Origin of the sequence: Miltoncostaea oceani (assembly GCF_018141545.1) — a bacterium.
Lineage (GTDB): Bacteria > Actinomycetota > Thermoleophilia > Miltoncostaeales > Miltoncostaeaceae > Miltoncostaea > Miltoncostaea oceani.
The window spans coordinates 3579630-3592214 of the sequence record NZ_CP064356.1; the positions used below are offsets into that span (position 1 = coordinate 3579630).

Below are 12585 nucleotides of genomic sequence, written 5' to 3' on the forward strand. Positions count from 1 at the left end.
GCCGCTACCGGCTCCGCCACCCCTTCACCCCGGACGCCCGGGACACCATCCGCCGCTTGATCCCCCACGGGATGCGGGCGTAGACGGGCGCGAACACCCGCGCCCAGAACCAGCCCGCCGTCGCGTGCGGCGGCGGCGCCCCCGCGGCGGGGCCGAGGCGGCGCATCGACTCCTGGAACAACGCCCGCTCGCCGCCCGCCCGCATGAGGCGCGGCAGGCCGGGGCGTGGCGCGACCACCGCCGGGTGGTCGCCGGGGCGGCGGCCGGGGGTGCCGGCCTTCTGCAGGCCGTCGCGGACGGCGTTCTCGCCGGCGGCGCGGGCCGTCGACCCGGGGGGCGCCGGCGGGGCGGCGGGCAGGCCGCCGCGTCCCCTGTGGGCGACCTTGTCGTGGCCGAAGTACTCGCGGACCGACTCGGGGATCCGGTCGTCGAGGTGGCTCACAGCTGCGCCAGCCCGTTCTGGGCCGCGACCGACAGCGGCTCGTAGAGCGCCCCGATCGGCGGCGAGTAGACGTTCTCCATCCAGGCGATGTCCTCGAGGGTCGCGCCGCGCTTGAGGGCGAACGCGAGGAAGTCGGCGCGCTCCTTGATGCCCTCGCCGCCGACGAACTGGCCGCCGATGAGCCGCCCCGTGCCGGGCTCGGCGAGCAGCTTGACCCGCACCTGCTGGACGCCCGGGAAGTAGCGGGCGCGGCTGATGCCGTTGGCGGTGCCGACGACGTACGGGATGCCGAGCGACGTGGCGAGGTGCTCGCCGAAGCTCGCGCCGCCGATCTGGACCTGCCCGCCGACCATCCCCCACGGGATGTTCACCGGGTCGTACCGGCGGTTACCGCCGCCGGCGTTGGCGCCCGCGACGCGGCCCTGCTGCATCGCGTGGGAACCCGTCAGGCCCTGCACGGCGACGCCGGTCAGGCTCTGGGGCACCTCGACGCAGTCGCCCGCGGCGTAGACGCCCTCGACCGAGGTGCGCATGCGCTCGTCGACCGTGAACGCGCCCGTCGAGCCGACCTTCAGGCCCATCCGCCGGCCGATCGTGGTCTCCGGCTCCTTGTGGGTCGCGATCACGCAGATGTCGGCGTCGATGACGCCGTCGGTGGTGTCGACCCCGGTCAGGCGGCCGCCGGTGCCGACGAAGCCGGTGAGGCCGACCCCGAAGTGCAGGTGGCAGCCGAGGTCGGCGAGGCTCTGCTGCACCGGCTCCGCGATCTCCGGGTCGGCGACCTGGGCGAGCAGCCACGCGTTCTCGTCGACGAGGTGGGTCTCGATGCCGCGGTGGGCGAGCGCCGTCAGCATCTCGACGCCGAGCGGCCCCGCCTCGAGCACGACGGCCTTCTTCACGTCGTTGAGCGTCTCGTTCAGCTCGATGCCGCGGCGGATGTTCTTGACGAAGGTCAGCCCCGTCAGGTCGTTGCCGGGGACGTCGGGCAGCAGGTAGTTCCAGCCCGTGCAGACGATCAGCGTGTCCCACGGCAGCACGTCGCCGTTCGCGGTCATCGTCCGGTTCGCGACGTCGACGTCGGTGACGACGGTCTCGCGCCGCAGGTCGATGCCGGCCTGCTCGTAGTTCTCGGGCCCGGCGAGGAACAGGCGCTCGAAGTCCGGGATCTCACGGCCGAGGACGTACGGGATGCCGCACGGCGAGTACGCGACGTCCTCGAACTCGGTGCAGACGACGACCGTCGCCTCGGGGTTCGTCCGTTTGGCCATCGACGCCGCGCTGATCCCCGCGGCGCCGCCTCCGATCACGCAGATGCGCTGGGGCATTCGCTCTCCTCGTCGTGGGGCGGGCTGGTTCGGGGAGCCGCGAGGCTACCCGACCGGCTCCCCCAGGTGGTAGTGGATCTCCGGGGGTGACTGGATGGTGTTCGTGACCCAGCAGTAGCGCTTCGCCAGGTCCACCGCGGGCGCGAGGTCGGCGGCGGGGGTGGAGGACTCCACCCAGACGTCGTAGCGCCCGTGGCGGGGCTCGCCGGGGGCGCGGGTGGGGCGCACGCTGACCCGCAGGTCGTCGAGGGGGATGCGCCGCTTGCGCGCCGCCCACGCGACCGCGAGGCAGAAGCAGGACGCGAGGGCCGCGACGAGCACCTCCGTCGGCATGGGTCCGGTGTCCTCGCCACCGAACTCCTCCGGCTCGTCGACCCGCAGGCGGTGGCCGCGTCCCGCGACGTCGGTCGCCATGCCGCCCCGCCACTCGGCGGTCCACACGGCGTACTCGTGGTCGTCGGCGACGGGCACCGGCTCAGGCCGCCGCGATCTCGTCGTAGAGGGCCTCGTGGGCGGCGGCGGCGCGGTCCCAGCTGAAGCGGGCGGCGGTGTCCCGTCCCCCCGCCGCGAGCCGGGCGCGCAGGTCGCCGTCGTGCACGACCTCGACGAGGGCGGCGGCGAGCGCGTCGACGTCCCCGACCGGCGTCATGCGGCAGTCGCGGCCGTCGGCGAGGAACTCGCGGAGCACGGGGAGGTCGCTGACCACGCACGGCAGCCCCGCCGCCTGCGCCTCGAGCACGACGAGGCCGAAGCCCTCGCGCTCGGAGGGGAAGGCGAAGACGTCGGCGGCGCGCATCAGCGCCGGCATCTCCCCGTCGGCGATCGGGCCGAGCACCGCGACGTCGGCGCCGACGGGGGGTCCGGGGCCGCGGTGGACGACCAGCCCGAGGTCGTGGGCGTCGCGCTCCCAGGCGTCCCGGTAGTCGGCGTAGTCGAAGAGGGTCTCGCCGCCGGCGATGGCGAGCAGGGCGCCGGCGCCGATGCCGGCGCGGGCCCGCGCGAACGCGGCGAGCAGGGCCCGGCTGCCCTTGCGCGGCTCGATCCCGCCGATCGCGAGGACCGTGGGGCGCCCGTCCCAGCCGAGGTGCTCGCCCGCCGCGGCGCGGTCGAGGGGGCAGTCCGCGAACCGCCGGCCGTCGACGCCGTTCGAGATGACGCGCGCCGTGACGCCGTGGTCGCGCCGCAGCACGTCCGCCCAGTGCGCGCTGACGCAGACGCGGTGGTCGACGTCCTCGATCGAGGCGCGCTGGCACTCGGCGAGCACCGGGCTGGCGAAGTCGTCGACGTGGTGGACGGTGCGCACGACGTGCGGGACGCGCCCCTCGGCGCGGAGGGCGAGGAGGGAGCGCGCCGACAGGCAGTCCTCGCTGTGGTGGATGTCGGCGGGTCCCGCGGCGCGCATGCCCTCGGCGAGCGTCGCCGCGTAGCGCAGGATGCGGGGCTCGACGTCCTCCCCGGGACGGCGGTCGACCGGCACGAGGCGGACCGGCACGCGCGGCTCGCGGAAGAAGCGCGCGCCGTCGGCGGAGAGGGCCCACAGCTCGACGTCGTGGCCGCGGTCGCCGAGGGCCTCGGCGAGGCTGAGGGCGTGGACGACCCCGCCGCGCGGCTTGGTCGAGTACGTCACCAACCGGACCCTCACCCGGCGAGCGCCGCGGCGAGCCGCGCGGCGGCGGCGTTGGTCGGCGCGAGCCGGACGCCGGCGTCGGCGAGCACGGCCTCCTGGCGCGAGCGGACCTGGGGGTCGGCCTCGGTGCCGAGGACGTACGCGACGACCGCGAGCTGGGGCCGGGCGGCGAGGGCCTCGCGGATCACGGGCGCCAGCACGCCCGCCGGGTCGTCGTGGCTCGAGTACCCGAGCACCACGTCGAGCAGCAGGACGCCCACGTCGGGGTCGGCCGCGTCGATCGCGAGGCGCTCCGCGCGGGCGGCGGGGTCGATCATGGGGTGGGGCCGGCCGCGGGTGTACTCCTCCTCCCCGAGGTCGATGCAGGCGTGTCCGCGGGGTTCGCCCTCGAGCGGCCGGGCCCGCCCGGCGGGGGCGTTGGTGCGGACGGTGCCGAGGCGCTCCGCGAGGATCGCCGCGGCCTCGGAGCAGAGGGTGCCGCCGGAGAACAGGCCGCGGACGTCGCCGCCCGACACCCAGCCGGCGCGCGGCGGCGGGACGGGGGACGCCGGGTGCCCCGCGAGGCCCGCGGCGATCAGGGCGGCCTCCTCGAGGGTCCCGGCGAGCGCGACGCCGTCGACGGGGTCGACCCCGCCGCCGACCATGCACGCCACGGCGGGGGTGCCGCACTCCGCCAGCGCCCGCAGCACCCGCCCGGCGACGGCCGGGGACGGGGGCTTCGAGACGCAGAGGATGACGTCGGTGCCGGGGTCGGCGGCGAGGCGGGCGATGGCGTCGAGGGCGGTGACCGCGCCGACGTCGTCCTTGAGGTCGCGCCCGCCGGTGCCGTAGCAGCGGCTCACCCCCGCCCCCGCCCGGTCGAGGAGCACCGTGACCTCCTGGGCCCCGGTGCCGGCCGCGGCGACGACGCCCACCGACCCGCGGGCCACCACGTTCGCGAAGCCGAGGGCGACGCCGTCGATGATCGCCGTCCCGGCGCCCGGTCCCATGACGAGCAGGCCGAGGTCGTGGGCCCGGGTCTTCAGGGCGACCTCGTCGGCGACGGTGACCCCGTCGCTGAAGAGCAGGACGTCCATGCCGGCGCCGAGGGCCTTGTGCGCCTCGAGCGCCGCGTACTCCCCGGGGACCGAGACGACCGCGACGTCGGCGGACGCGGACGCGAGGCTCCGGGGGCCGCGGACGGCCGGTCCGCCGGTGGCGGTCGCGCCCGGCGCGCGGTCGAGGACCTCCTCGGCGGCGTCCGCGCCCTGCTCGGCGCCCTCGCCGAGCACGGCGATCACCAGGTCGTCGGGGCCGGCGGCGTCGATCGCGGGGTCGGTGATGCCGAAGCCCGCGGCCTCCTCGCGGTTCGCCGGCGTGCCCATGAAGCAGAGGGCGCGGGTGACGCCGTCGGCGGACTCCGCGGCGCGGGCCGCGGCCATCATCTTCGCGCTGTCGGCCCAGCGGCCGCCGCGGACCCGGACGACGCTCACAGGCCCGACACCACGCGGCCCTCGGTGCCGGCGAGCAACGGCTCCGCCTGCGCGCCGAGCGCCTCGTCGTCGGTCTCGCGGGCGCGGAGCAGGGTCGCGCGGCCCGCCTCGACGAGCACCGCGCCGGGGCGCAGGTGGATGAACGGGGAGGCCTGCGCCATCGCGTAGGCGCCGGTCTGGCCGATCCACACGAGGTCGCCGACCGCGAGCGGCGGCAGCGGCACCTCCCGGGCGACCGCGTCGTGCTGCAGGCAGAGCGGCCCGTAGAGGTCGGTGGGGCGCTCGGCCCCCGGGCGCGGCGCGGCGACCCGCACCGGCGAGCGCTTCCACTGGACACACGGGACCTGGGTGATGCCGACGTCCACCACGAGTCTTCCCCTCCCCCTCTTCGCGACGACACGGGTCAGCAACCAGCCGGCGTCGCGGATGAGCGCGCGGCCGGGTTCGAGGATCAGCGGCGGGTGGCCGGGGCCGAGCGCGGCGCGCACGGCGTCGAGGTGGCCGGACAGCGCCGACGCGGCCGGCCAGCCCCCGCCGAGGTCGAGCCACCGGATGCCGCCGACGCGCGCGGCGACGTCGCGCAGGAGCGCCCCCGCCGCGGCGAAGCGCTCCACCGGCACCGGGTACTCGACGGTCACGCCGTGGATCGGCGGGCCGGTCGGCGGCAGCGGGCCGAGCTGGTAGGCGCCGAGGTGGATGTGCAGACCGGTGAGCGGCAGGCCGGCGCGCGCGAGCAGCGCGGCGGAGGCCGGCGCGAGGCGCGGCGGCACCCCGAAGCGGTCGCGGCCGACCCGGTCGGGCGGGATGAGGCGCAGGCCGACCCGGGCCCCGGGCGCCGCGAGGTGGGCGAGGCCGGCGATGGCACGCACCTGCTCGACCCCGTCGGCGACGACGGTCGCGCCCTCGGCGAGGGCGCGGCGCAGGTCGTCGTCGGTCTTGAGCGGCCCGTTGAAGACGATCCGCGACCCGGGGACGCCGGCGCGGCGGGCGATCCGGTACTCGTGGCCGGACGCGACCTCCGCGCCGCACCCGGCGCGGTGCAGGCGAGCGACGACGCCCATCAGCGGGTTCGACTTCATCGAGTAGGCGACGGTCACGTCCGGGCCGGCGACGGCCTGGAACGCCCGCGCCTCGCGCTCCATGCGGGCGCCGTCGAACACGTAGAGGGGGGTGCCGAAGCGCGCGGCCAGGCCGGCGGGGTCCCCGGGGGGTCCGTCGGGCACGGCGCGGATCATGCCGCCGCCCGGTCGCGCAGCAGCGGCCAGACCCGCGTGGCGACCCGCTCGGCCTCCTCGCGGTGGGGGTAGCCCGACCCGATGACGAGGTCGACCCCGGCCGCGCGGTACGCCCGCAGCAGCGCCGCGACCTGGGCGTGGGCGCCGACGAGGGCCGTGCCGGCGCCGCCGCGGACGGACCGGATGCCGGCCCAGAGGCCCGGCGCCACCCAGCCGTCGCCGTCGGCGTCGATCTCGTTCATGCGGGCCTGGCCGACGCTGTCGAACGCCGCGTACTCGCCGGCGCGGGCGTCGCGCACCTCGGCCCGCTCCACCAGCCGGGCGGCGGCGGCGCGCGCCTCGCGCTCGGTGTCGCGGGAGATCAGGTGGATCCGCAGGCCGAAGCGCATCGGCCGCCCCGCACGCGCCCGCATGTCGGCGATCCGGGCGGCGATCGCGTCGGGCGGCTCGCCCCACATCAGGTACGTGTCGGCGACCCGCGCCGCCAGGTCGAGCGCCGCCGGGCTGGCGCCGCCCAGGTAGAGCGGGCCGTCGAAGGCGCCGCGGAGGGTGTCGGCGAGCTCCCCGAGCCGCGCGTAGCGGGCGTCGTGGTCGAGCGGCGGCGCCCCGTACCCCGTGTCGGGGCCGCCGCCCGCGACGAGGTTGACCGCCACCCGGCCGGGGGCGATCGCGGCGAGGGTCCGCACCTGGTGGGCGACGAGCCCCGGCAGCAGGGCGGCCGGGTTGACGGCGACGAGCAGGCGGATGCGGCGGGTGAGCACCGCCAGCGCGGCCGCGGTCGTCCAGCTCTCCATGAACGGGGCGTCCGGGGCGAACGAGTCGTTCACCGTCCCGGTCGGGATGAGGATCTCGGTGGCCCCGGCGCGCTCGGCGGCGAGGGCCACGGAGGCGAGGTGGTCGATGGTGGGCGCCAGCTCGGGCGCGCGGGTGCCGAGCCGTCGCCCGTCACCCTCCGAGGGGCAGTACCAGCCGAGCTCCATCACCCGGGGGATCCTAGACGGGGGTGCGGCGCTAGGCTCACCGTCGAGGAGGGCGGCCGGGGGGGCCAGATGGGGCACTGGAGGGTGGTCATCGAGACGCGATCGCCCGCGGCCACCAGCCGCGACGCGTTCGAGGTCACGCCCGCGCCGGCGCCGGGCACCGAGCGGGCGGTGCTCGCGCAGCTCGTGACGGGCATCCACCCCGGCGCCGTGGAGCGCTCCCACGTGGACGGCCGGTCCGTGTTCGACGACGGCGCCCGCGAGATCTCGGCCCGGTTCGAGCCGGGCGACGGCGGCGGCGACACGCCGGGACCGGCCCAGGAGACGCTCTTCGACACGTGAGCGGTCACGGCGCGGCGACCGCCACGCGGTCCAGCCGGTCGGCGATCGCGCGGCGTGCCATGTCGAACCAGCGGGGGTCGCGCTCGACGAGGTGCAGGCCGTTCGCCTCCGCCAGCATCGCGTTGATCTCGAACGTGAGCTGGGCGGGGTCGGCGTCGGCGTCGATCTCCCCCCGCTCGCGGGCGGTCGCGAGGGCGTCCTCGATGAGCGCCGTCCACGCCCGCTGGACGGCGACCACGCGCTCGCGGACGCGCCCCGGGCGGGTGTCGAGCTCGGCGAGCGCCGACGCGAAGAAGCAGCCGCCGGGGAAGACGTCGCGCCCGACGTGGGAGAGGAAGCTCTCGCAGAGGCGCTCGACGCGGGCGACGCCCTCGACCTCGAGGGACGGCGCGAGGACGTCCTCCTGGAAGATCTCCTCGGCCGTCGCGATCGTGGCGAGCTGCAGCTCCTCCTTCGACCCGAAGTGGGCGAACAGGCCGCTCTTGCTCATGCCGGTGGCGGTGGCGAGGCGGCCGATGGTCAACCCGTCGAGGCCCTCGACCGTGGCGAGGCGCGCCGCCGTCATCAGGATGGCGCGCCGGCTGCGCTCGCCGTCGGAGCGGCGGCGGCGCCCGGGGGTCGTCTCCGATTCCACTATTGACAACTTAGCACGACCGTTCGTACTGTAGCGGCCGTGCACGAACGATCGTGCCATCTACGAGGAGGATCGTGATGGGAACCACCGCACCGTCCGCGCCGGACTACGCCGCGATCACGCGGCGCCAGCAGACCGTCTGGTCGGGCGGCGACTACTCCGCCGTCGCGGCGCGGATCACCCTGATCTCCGAGCGCCTCGCCGACTCCGCCGACCTGCGCTCCGGCAGCCGCGTGCTCGACGTCGCCGGCGGCAGCGGCAACACCGCCCTCGCCGCGGCGCGCTGCGGCGCCGATGTCGTCTCCCTCGACTACGTGCCGTCGCTGCTGGAGCGCGGTCGCGAGCGCGCCCGGGCGGAGGGCCTGGAGGTCGAGTACGTGGAGGGCGACGCCCAGGCGCTGCCGTTCACCGACGCGTCGTTCGACGCCGTGATCTCCGCCGTCGGCGTGATGTTCGCCCCCGACCAGGCCACCGTCGCCGCCGAGATGCTGCGCGTCTGCCGGCCGGGCGGCACGATCGCGATCGCCAACTGGACGCCGGACGGCTTCATCGGCGGCCTCCTGCGGACCGTCGGCGCGCACGTGCCGCCGCCCGCCGGGGTGGCGTCGCCGCTGCTCTGGGGCACCGAGGACCACGTGCGCACGCTGTTCGGGGCGGGCGTCGAGGACGTGCGGACGCGCCGACGCCACCAGGTGTTCCGCTTCGACTCGCCGGAGGCCTTCACGGGGTTCTTCCGCGAGATGTACGGCCCGACGCGCACCGCCTTCGGGACGCTGACCGACGAGGGCGGGCGGGCGCTCGCCGGCGAGATCGGCGACCTGGTGCGCCGCTTCGACCGCCTCGGCGGCGACGGGCCCGTCGCCATCCCGGCGGAGTACCTCGAGGTCGTGGCGACCCGGACCGCGCACTAGCGCCCGGTCCCCGCGGCGACCACGTCGGCGATGCGCCGGCCGCGGGCGGTGCCGTACGAGAGGAACAGGTCCCGGACCGCCTCCCGGTACACGCCGCTCGCGGCCTCGGCGCACGCGTCGTCCCACGCGCCCGCCAGGCGCTCGAGGGCGGACGGGTCGGGGTCGCTCAGGTTCACGCGGATGGTGGTGGTCGCACCGACGTCGCCGAGGCCGTCGCCGGGGTAGACCGCGATGTGGCGGGCGCAGAGCGCGACGGTCAGCTCCTGGGCGCTCGCCCCGGTGCCGGAGACGTCGACGACGCACGAGAACCCGTAGGACGGGTCGATGACCGGGGTGGCGATGGCCCGCAGCCGGGCGAGGTTGCCCCGGATGACCTCCTCGCCGCCCCGCAGCCACGCGTCGTCGACGAGGGCCGCGGCCGCGCCGACCTGCGCGACGCGGTTCGTGTTGAGGCGGACCGCGGCGATCTTGACCTGCAGGCACGCGCGGACGAGGGCCGGGTCGCCGCCGAGGGCGCCGATGCGCGCGCCGGCCATGCCGTGCCCGTGGGCGAGGCCGCTCGACACGAGGAGCGTGGCGCCGGGCCGGCCGCGCTGCACGTCGGCGACGGGGTGGTGGCGGGCGGCGGGGTCGACGCGGTGCGACGAGTGGGTGGTGTCGGCGAGGATCACGATGCCGTGCTCCTCCGACAGGGCGAGCAGGGCGTCGAGCTCGTCGCGGCGCTGCACCGTCCCGAACGGGTTCACCGGGTCGCAGACGACGATCATCTTCGTCCGCGGCGTGAGGGCGGCCGCGACGGCGTCCGGGTCGAGCCGCCACCCCGACGAGGCCGCCAGGTCGACCCACACCGGCACGCCTCCCGCGAGGCGCAGCGCCGGGACGAAGTGGAAGTAGCCGGGGTCGGTGACGATCACCTCGTCGCCGGGGTCGATGCAGGCGAGCGCCGCGTAGCCGACCCCCGCCTGCGCGCCCTCGGTGCCGATGACGTCGAACCCGTCGTCGCGGGCGCGGCCGAGCAGCCGGGTGGCCATGAGGTCGCGCAGCGGCTCGTCGAGGTCGGGCGAGTACGGGCCGACGTGCTCCGCGTCGACCGCCCCGCGCATCGCGTCGAGGGCGCGCGGCGACGGGCCGATGTGGTTCGCCATCCAGCCGAGGTCGGCCCACTCGGCCCGGTCGAGGGCGATCGCCCCGTCCCGGTACACGTCGGCAGGGTCCCACCCGAGGATCCGGTAGGCGTCGCGGTAGGTCATGTAGTTGCCGAACCCCTGGGGGTCGGCGAGCACCGCGCGGGCGCGCTCCGATGCGAGCGGCACGTCGGCGGGGGCCGGGGGGCGCCACGTCAGCACCGACCGGGCGCGCGCCATCAGGGCGTGATCCGGGTGCCGCCGCGGCCGGCGAGGGCCTCGGCGACGCGCTCGAGCGACGTGACGATGGCGCTCGACCCGCCCCCCGCGATGAACTGGGCGGCCGCCTCGATCTTCGGCCCCATGCTGCCCGCGGGGAACTGGCCGTCGGCCATGTGGGCCCGCGCCTCGGCGACGGTCATCGTCGCGACGGGACGCTCCTGCGGCGTGCCGAAGTCGAGGAGGACCTGGTCCACGCCCGTCACCAGCAGCAGGGCGTCGGCGCCGACGAGCGCGCCGATCAGCGCCGCGGCGAAGTCCTTGTCGATCACGGCGTCGACGCCGACGAGGTCCTCCCCGTCGCGGGCGACGGGGACCCCGCCGCCCCCACACGCGACGACGACCTCCCCCGCGTCGAGCAGGCTCCGGATCTCCCCGGCCTCGACCACCTCGACCGGCGTCGGCGACGCGACGACCCGCCGCCAGCCGCGCCCCGAGTCCTCGGCCACCGTCCACCCGCGCGACTCGGCGAGCCGCCGCGCCCGGCCCTCCGAGAAGAACGGGCCGATCGGCTTCGTCGGGTTCTCGAAGGCGGGGTCGTCGCGGTTCACGACCACCTGGGTCATCACCGCCGCGACCGTGCGCTCCCGTCCCGCGGCGACCATCGCGTCGCCGACGGCCTGGGAGAGGAGGTAGCCGAGCTGGCCCTGGGTCATCGCGCCGAGCGCGAAGAGCGGTTGCGGCGGGACCTCCCGCGCGACGGCCTCCTGGGCCATCGCGAGCGCCCCGACCTGGGGGCCGTTGCCGTGGACGATCAGCAGGCGGTCGCCGTTCGCGAGGATCGCCACCGCGGTGCGCGCGACCTCGCGGGCCCGCTCCTCCTGGTCCCGGAAGGCACCGAGGCCCGCGGGTGCGAGAGCGTTGCCACCGATGGCCAGCACGACCGTCGCCATCGCCTCTACCTCCTCGTGTACATGGAACCACCAGACCGGTTCGGCGTTCGGGAGGTTGCGCCAAGAGGGCCCGCGGGAGAGGATCCTACCTTCCGAATCGGCGGTGTCGTCCAATCGGATCGCGTGGACGACGCCGGCAGTGCCATTTCTCCGGGAGGAGCGAACGTGGCGAAGATCGAGGGAATGAAGCCCGAGGCCGGCCAGGAGCTCTACGACGTCGCGGAGAAGGTCTTCCCCGACATCAAGGCCGAGCCTGGCGAGGAGGCATGGATCTTCATGCACACCGTGCCCTACGAGGGTTCGGTGGGGCTCGTCAACCTGCTCACGGCGACGCGCCTGGGCCGCAAGGGTTTCAAGGTCAGCCTGGTGCTCTACGGGCCGGGCGTGCTGATGGCGTCGGGCACCCGCGGGTACCCGGCCGTCGGCCAGGAGGCCTTCCCGGGTCACATGGCGATCAACAACCAGCTGAAGACCCTCATGTCCGAGGGGGCGACGATCTACGCGTGTCGCTTCGCCATGGGCGCCCTCTACGGCTTCCGCGAGGACGACCTGATCCCCGGGGTCAAGGCCTTCAACCCGCTGGACGTGCTCGACTCCGCGCTCACCGCGTGGCGGAACAAGGCCTTCCAGCTGAACACCTGGACGGTCTAGCCGGTCCACGGCGGGCGATGCCGCTCCCGTGAGCGATCGCGACGACATCCTCAGGCGGTGGCGGCAGGGAGAGGAGCGCCTCTACCCCGTCGCCACCGTCCGTCCCGACCTCTACGAGGCCGTGGTCGGCGTCGTGCGCGCCCTCGCGGACCATCTCTCCACGGTCCCCGACCTCGACGCCCTCGTCATCACGTTCCGCACCGCGGGGCGTGACGACGAGCTGCGGGCGGCGGGGGTGCGGACCGTGGAGCTGTCGCCCGAGATCGACCTCGACCTGGTGCGCGACGCCGCATACCAGGTGCGGGCGCGCGAGCTGTCGATGCGCGCCTCGTCCGAGAGGACGGGGGCCGCGATACGGCGGGCCCGCGCGGCCGGGGAGACCACCGCCGTGATCTGGGCGGAGGGGGAGCGCGAGCTCTGGCCGCCCTACCGGCGCGTCGAGATGTCGGTGTCCACGGGGCGGGCCGTCGCGGTCTCGACCGCGATGGACCCCGACACCATGACGCCGCGCTACGCCCTGGAGGGGATCGCGCTCGACCCCGGCACCGGCGAGGCGCTCGACGCCGAGCCGATCGCGCCCCGGCGCGAGTTCTCCGACCCCGACGAGTGGCGCGCGGCGGCGGCGGCGCTCCGCGAATCCCTCCTGACCAGCTGACGACGGGAGACCCGA

Annotated in this window: 14 protein-coding genes; 4 read left to right on the plus strand and 10 right to left on the minus strand. The window is 76.0% G+C overall.

Translation table 11 applies throughout. From position 1 onward, the window contains the following. Positions 1-4: 4 nt before the first annotated feature. Genes IU369_RS18230 through IU369_RS18260 form a run of 7 tightly spaced genes read right to left on the minus strand, consistent with a single transcriptional unit; the run spans position 5 to position 7081 of the window. Positions 5-442: a hypothetical protein gene (locus IU369_RS18230; RefSeq protein WP_217922407.1), complete on the minus strand. Its 438-nt coding sequence runs from the start codon at positions 440-442 to the stop codon at positions 5-7. Further along, on the minus strand, positions 439-1767 hold the full coding sequence (locus tag IU369_RS18235) for an FAD-dependent oxidoreductase (protein ID WP_217922408.1): 1329 nt from the start codon (positions 1765-1767) through the stop codon (positions 439-441). The genes IU369_RS18230 and IU369_RS18235 overlap by 4 nt, the downstream gene beginning before the upstream one ends. A 45-nt stretch (positions 1768-1812) precedes the next feature. Further along, positions 1813-2238: an OsmC family protein gene (locus tag IU369_RS18240; protein WP_217922409.1), complete on the minus strand. Its 426-nt coding sequence runs from the start codon at positions 2236-2238 to the stop codon at positions 1813-1815. A 4-nt stretch (positions 2239-2242) separates the two neighbouring features. Beyond that, a complete protein-coding gene (locus IU369_RS18245; protein WP_217922410.1) occupies positions 2243-3394 on the minus strand; it encodes an MSMEG_0565 family glycosyltransferase in 1152 nt (383 codons plus the stop codon). 11 nt (positions 3395-3405) lie between these two features. Beyond that, the gene (locus IU369_RS18250) at positions 3406-4866 is read right to left on the minus strand and encodes an AllF/FdrA family protein (protein ID WP_217922411.1); all 1461 of its coding nucleotides are present in this window, start codon (positions 4864-4866) and stop codon (positions 3406-3408) included. After that, a complete protein-coding gene (locus IU369_RS18255; protein WP_217922412.1) occupies positions 4863-6089 on the minus strand; it encodes an alanine racemase in 1227 nt (408 codons plus the stop codon). The genes IU369_RS18250 and IU369_RS18255 overlap by 4 nt, the downstream gene beginning before the upstream one ends. A gap of 8 nt (positions 6090-6097) precedes the next feature. Beyond that, positions 6098-7081: an LLM class flavin-dependent oxidoreductase gene (locus tag IU369_RS18260; RefSeq protein ID WP_246551564.1), complete on the minus strand. Its 984-nt coding sequence runs from the start codon at positions 7079-7081 to the stop codon at positions 6098-6100. A 69-nt stretch (positions 7082-7150) separates the two neighbouring features. On the opposite strand from IU369_RS18260, the gene IU369_RS18265 reads away from it, so the two are divergent. Further along, a complete protein-coding gene (locus IU369_RS18265) occupies positions 7151-7423 on the plus strand; it encodes a hypothetical protein (protein WP_217922414.1) in 273 nt (90 codons plus the stop codon). Between the two features lie 4 nt (positions 7424-7427). On the opposite strand, the gene IU369_RS18270 is transcribed toward IU369_RS18265, so the two are convergent. Beyond that, positions 7428-8057: a TetR/AcrR family transcriptional regulator gene (locus tag IU369_RS18270; RefSeq protein ID WP_217922415.1), complete on the minus strand. Its 630-nt coding sequence runs from the start codon at positions 8055-8057 to the stop codon at positions 7428-7430. A 77-nt stretch (positions 8058-8134) separates the two neighbouring features. Here IU369_RS18270 and IU369_RS18275 point away from each other — a divergent pair, with 77 nt between their 5' ends. Next, a complete protein-coding gene (locus IU369_RS18275; RefSeq protein ID WP_217922416.1) occupies positions 8135-8968 on the plus strand; it encodes a class I SAM-dependent methyltransferase in 834 nt (277 codons plus the stop codon). Here IU369_RS18275 and IU369_RS18280 read toward each other — a convergent pair. Next, the gene (locus IU369_RS18280) at positions 8965-10332 is read right to left on the minus strand and encodes a pyridoxal phosphate-dependent aminotransferase (protein ID WP_217922417.1); all 1368 of its coding nucleotides are present in this window, start codon (positions 10330-10332) and stop codon (positions 8965-8967) included. The genes IU369_RS18275 and IU369_RS18280 overlap by 4 nt on opposite strands. Beyond that, the gene (gene arcC / locus IU369_RS18285; RefSeq protein ID WP_217922418.1) at positions 10332-11264 is read right to left on the minus strand and encodes a carbamate kinase; all 933 of its coding nucleotides are present in this window, start codon (positions 11262-11264) and stop codon (positions 10332-10334) included. The genes IU369_RS18280 and arcC overlap by 1 nt, the downstream gene beginning before the upstream one ends. A 183-nt stretch (positions 11265-11447) precedes the next feature. Between arcC and IU369_RS18290 the strand changes: the two genes are divergently transcribed. Then, the gene (locus tag IU369_RS18290) at positions 11448-11915 is read left to right on the plus strand and encodes an MSMEG_0572/Sll0783 family nitrogen starvation response protein (protein WP_343233258.1); all 468 of its coding nucleotides are present in this window, start codon (positions 11448-11450) and stop codon (positions 11913-11915) included. Positions 11916-11943: 28 nt separating this feature from the next. Then, on the plus strand, positions 11944-12570 hold the full coding sequence (locus IU369_RS18295; protein ID WP_217922420.1) for a hypothetical protein: 627 nt from the start codon (positions 11944-11946) through the stop codon (positions 12568-12570). Positions 12571-12585 lie beyond the last annotated feature (15 nt).

Coding starts and splice junctions, on each gene's coding strand:
- IU369_RS18235 (WP_217922408.1), bottom strand. CDS start 1,767: ATGCCCCAGCGCATCTGCGTGATCGGAGGCGGCGCCGCGGGGATCAGC.
- IU369_RS18260 (WP_246551564.1), bottom strand. CDS start 7,081: ATGGAGCTCGGCTGGTACTGCCCCTCGGAGGGTGACGGGCGACGGCTC.
- IU369_RS18265 (WP_217922414.1), top strand. CDS start 7,151: ATGGGGCACTGGAGGGTGGTCATCGAGACGCGATCGCCCGCGGCCACC.
- IU369_RS18275 (WP_217922416.1), top strand. CDS start 8,135: ATGGGAACCACCGCACCGTCCGCGCCGGACTACGCCGCGATCACGCGG.
- IU369_RS18280 (WP_217922417.1), bottom strand. CDS start 10,332: ATGGCGCGCGCCCGGTCGGTGCTGACGTGGCGCCCCCCGGCCCCCGCC.
- arcC (WP_217922418.1), bottom strand. CDS start 11,264: ATGGCGACGGTCGTGCTGGCCATCGGTGGCAACGCTCTCGCACCCGCG.
- IU369_RS18290 (WP_343233258.1), top strand. CDS start 11,448: ATGAAGCCCGAGGCCGGCCAGGAGCTCTACGACGTCGCGGAGAAGGTC.